Consider the following 3,878-nt stretch of genomic DNA (forward strand, 5'->3'; position numbering starts at 1 on the left):
GGCTGAGGGAGAGCAGGGGCAGGTCCGGCTTGATCTGGTCGCGCTCCGGGACGAAGCCGACCGTCGGGTCCGGCACGCCCGGCGCGTTCACGAACGACACGAAGCGGGCGAGGCGATCGGGGTCGTCCAGGGTCTCGGCCCACTCGTCGCGGTAGTGCGTGACGTGGTCGGCCATCAGCGCCTCCAGTTCGGCGCAGATGCCCAGCGAGTCGTGGACGACCACGTCACGCACGTGGTCGAGGCCGCCGTCGATCCGCTCCAGCCAGGCGGCGGTGCGCTCCAGGCGGTCGGCGGTGCGGATGTAGAACATCAGGAACCGGTCGATGAGGCGGATCAGCTCGGCGTCGTCCAGGTCCTGCGCGAGCAGATCGGCGTGGCGCGGGGTGGCGCCGCCGTTGCCGCCCACGTACAGGTTCCAGCCGCTCGCCGTGGCGATCACGCCGAAGTCCTTCGACTGGGCCTCGGCGCACTCGCGGGCGCAGCCGGAGACCGCCGACTTCAGCTTGTGCGGGGCGCGCAGGCCGCGGTAGCGCAGCTCCAGGTCGATGGCCATGCGCACGGAGTCCTGCACGCCGTACCGGCACCAGGTCTGGCCGACGCAGGACTTCACCGTGCGCAGGGCCTTGCCGTACGCGTGTCCCGACTCGAAGCCCGCCTCCACCAACCGCTGCCAGATCCTCGGCAGTTGGTCGACCTGGGCGCCGAAGAGGTCGATGCGCTGGCCGCCGGTGATCTTCGTATAGAGGCCGAAGTCCCGTGCCACCTCGCCGATCACGATGAGCTTCTCGGGGGTGATCTCGCCGCCGGGGATGCGGGGGACCACCGAGTACGAGCCGTTCTTCTGGAGGTTGGCGAGGAAGTGGTCGTTGGTGTCCTGGAGCGCCGCCTGCTCGCCGTCGAGGACATACCCCTCGGCGCCGATCGTCGGGGCCAGCGAGGCGATGATCGAACCGACCGTCGGCTTGCACACCTCGCAGCCCTCGCCGCCGCGCGCCGCCTCACGGCCGTGCCCGTCGAGCAGCGCGCGGAACGACGTGACGCGCAGGGCGCGCACGATCTCGTACAGCTCCTGGCGGGTCTGGGCGAAGCAGCCGCACAGCCCCTTGTCGCCGGATTGCGGAAGCAGCTGGCCGATCACCTTCACGCAACTGCCGCAGCCCGTACCGGCCTTGGTGCACTTCTTCACCTCGGGCAGCGTGGCGCAGGCCTGGATGGCGTCCTTGGTGACGTTGTGGCAGCTGCAGATCACCGCCGAGCCCGGCAGCGACTCCGGGCCGAGCGCGACGGGCGCGCCCGCGCCCTCGGGGAGCACCAGCTGCTCGGCGGGCACCGGCGGTACGGTCCCGGTGAGCGGGCGCAGCAGGCCGTACGCGTCGGCGTCGCCGACGAGGACGCCGCCGAGCAGCTCGCCGCCCGCGCCCATCACCAGCTTCTTGTACGTCCCCGAGCGCGAGTCGGAGTAGACGACGTTCAGGCAGCCCTCGGCCGTGCCGTGCGCGTCACCGAAGGACGCCACGTCGACGCCGAGGAGCTTCAGCTTGGTCGACAGGTCGGCGCCCGTGAAGCTCGCCTCCCGGTCGGCGGCGATGGCGGCGGCGGCCGTCTGCGCCATCTCGTAGCCGGGCGCGACCAGGCCGTAGACGCGGCCGTCGACGGCCTGCGCGCACTCGCCGATCGCGTACACGTCCGGGTCGCTGGTGCGGCACTGCGCGTCGACGGTGATGCCGCCGCGCTCGCCGACCGCCAGACCGTGCTCGCGGGCGAGCTGGTCGCGCGGGCGGACACCGGCGGAGAACACCACCAGATCCGTGGCGAGTTCACTGCCGTCGGAGAGCTTCATGCCGCTGACCGAACCGTCCTCGCCCGTCACGATCTCCTGCGTGCCGGTGCCCGTGTGCACGGTCAGCCCCATGCCGGTGATGGTCCGCAGCAGGGCCGCGCCGCCGCCCTCGTCGACCTGCACGGGCATCAGGCGCGGCGCGAACTCCACGACGTGCGTGGCGAGCCCTAGCCCGCGCAGCGCGCCCGCCGCCTCCAGGCCGAGCAGCCCGCCGCCGACCACGGCGCCGGTCGTGGCGTGCTTCTTCGCGTACTCCTCGATGGCCAGCAGATCCTCGATGGTGCGGTACACGAAGCAGCCCGTCGCGTCCTTGCCGGGCACGGGCGGCACGAAGGGGTACGAACCGGTGGCGAGCACGAGCGTGTCGTACGTGAGGACGCGGCCGGAGCGGGCCGTGACCGTCCTCGCCTCGCGGTCGAAGCTCTCGGCGGGCTCGTCGACGTACAGCTCGATGCCGTGCGCGTCGAGGAACGCCCGGTCGGTGAGGGAGAGTTCGTCGGGCGTGCGGCCCGCGAAGTACGAGGTCAGCTGCACCCGGTCGTAGGCGGGGCGCGGCTCCTCGCAGAGCACCACGATCCGGTGGCTCGCCGCGAGTCCGCGCTCGACGGCGGCCTCGAGGAAGCGCTGGCCGACCATGCCGTGGCCGACGAGCACGATGGTGGGGCGGTGCGGGGTCTGTGCGGGGTTCGGCTTCGGCATGTCAGCGGCCTCCGATTGGGGTCTCCCCTGCCCGGTGACGAGCGGAGTCGAGAGCTTGGGGATGGGTGAGCAGGTGCAGCAGGGGACTGTCGTCGTCGGGCAGCGGATCGTCCGCCTCCCAGGCGCGGGCCAGCGCGCCCACCGAGGCGAGGTCGCCGAGCAGGACGCCGCCGACCAGGCGGTCGCCGCGGACGACGACCTTGCGGTAGGTGCCGCGGGTGGCGTCGGCGAGCTGGATGACGTCGTCGTCGGGGCGCGGCTCGGGGTCGCCGAACGCGGCGAGGTCCAGCGGGCCCGGGCCCGCCAGGGTGAGGCGGGTGAGCATGCGGCTGCCGGTGTAGGGGGCGCCGCGCTTGCCGGTGAGGGCGTCCACGAGCGCGTCGGCCTGTTCGAGCGCCGGGGTCGCCAGGCCGTAGACCCGGCCCGCGTGCTCCGCGCAGTCGCCGATCGCCCTGATGTGCGGGTCGGACGTGCGCAGCAGGTCGTCGACGACGATGCCCTTGCGTACGTCGAGTCCGGCGGCCAGCGCCAGGCCGGTGCGGGGGCGTACCCCGCAGGCCAGGACGGTCAGCTCGGTCTCCAGTTCGTAGCCGTCGGCCAGCTCCACGTGGCGTACAGCGCCGTCCGTGACGCCGACGCCGCGCACCCGGCACTCCGTGTGCACCTCCACGCCGAGGCCCGTCAGGTGCGCCCGCACCAGCTCCGAGGAGGCCGGGTCGAGCTGGCGCTCCATGAGCCGCTCGGCCTGCTGGGTGAGGACGACCTGCGCGCCCCGCTCGGCCAGGGCGCGGGCCGCCGATACGCCGAGGAGGCCGCCGCCGATGACGACGACCCGGGTGCCGGGCGCCACGGCCTTGCCGAGGGCCAGGCAGTCTTCCATCGTCCGGAAGGCGTGCACGCCCCGGGGGAGTTCGCGGGCGCCGGGGGCGAAGAGGCCGCGCAGGGGCGGCAGGACGGGGTTGGAGCCGGTCGCGAGGATCAGGGTGCCGTACGGGACGACGGTGCCGTCCTCGCAGTGGACCAGGCGGTCCGCGCGGTCCACGCGGACGGCTCGGGTGCGGAGCGTGGTGGTGGCCTTGGGGGTGGGCAGGGTGATCACGTCCGGGCCGTAGCGGCCGGCGAGGACCTCGGCGAGGAGGACGCGGTTGTAGGGGGCGTGGTCCTCTTCGCCGATGAGTACGGTCTCGGTGCCTTCTGCGGCCAGGCGCTGGGTTGCGTGGGCGCCGGCCAGGCCCGCGCCGATCACCACTGCCGTGGATGTCATGTTCCGCAGCCTGCGGGGTGGGTGTTTCCCTGTCGGGGCCGGGTTGTTTCTCTGGGGGAACGGTGCGCTCAGCTT

2 protein-coding genes are annotated in these 3,878 nt (G+C 73.0%); both read right to left on the reverse strand.

Features of this window, described 5'->3' with window-relative positions:
- On the reverse strand, nucleotides 1-2,539 hold a 2,539-nt coding region (nirB, locus tag GKQ77_RS29335), incomplete at its 3' end, for a nitrite reductase large subunit NirB (protein WP_219692136.1).
- Nucleotide 2,540: 1 nt separating this feature from the next.
- Nucleotides 2,541-3,803: an NAD(P)/FAD-dependent oxidoreductase gene (locus GKQ77_RS29340; protein WP_219692138.1), complete on the reverse strand. Its 1,263-nt coding sequence runs from the start codon at nucleotides 3,801-3,803 to the stop codon at nucleotides 2,541-2,543.
- Nucleotides 3,804-3,878 lie beyond the last annotated feature (75 nt).

It is taken from the genome of Streptomyces anatolicus (genome assembly GCF_019400875.1).
GTDB lineage: Bacteria > Actinomycetota > Actinomycetes > Streptomycetales > Streptomycetaceae > Streptomyces > Streptomyces anatolicus.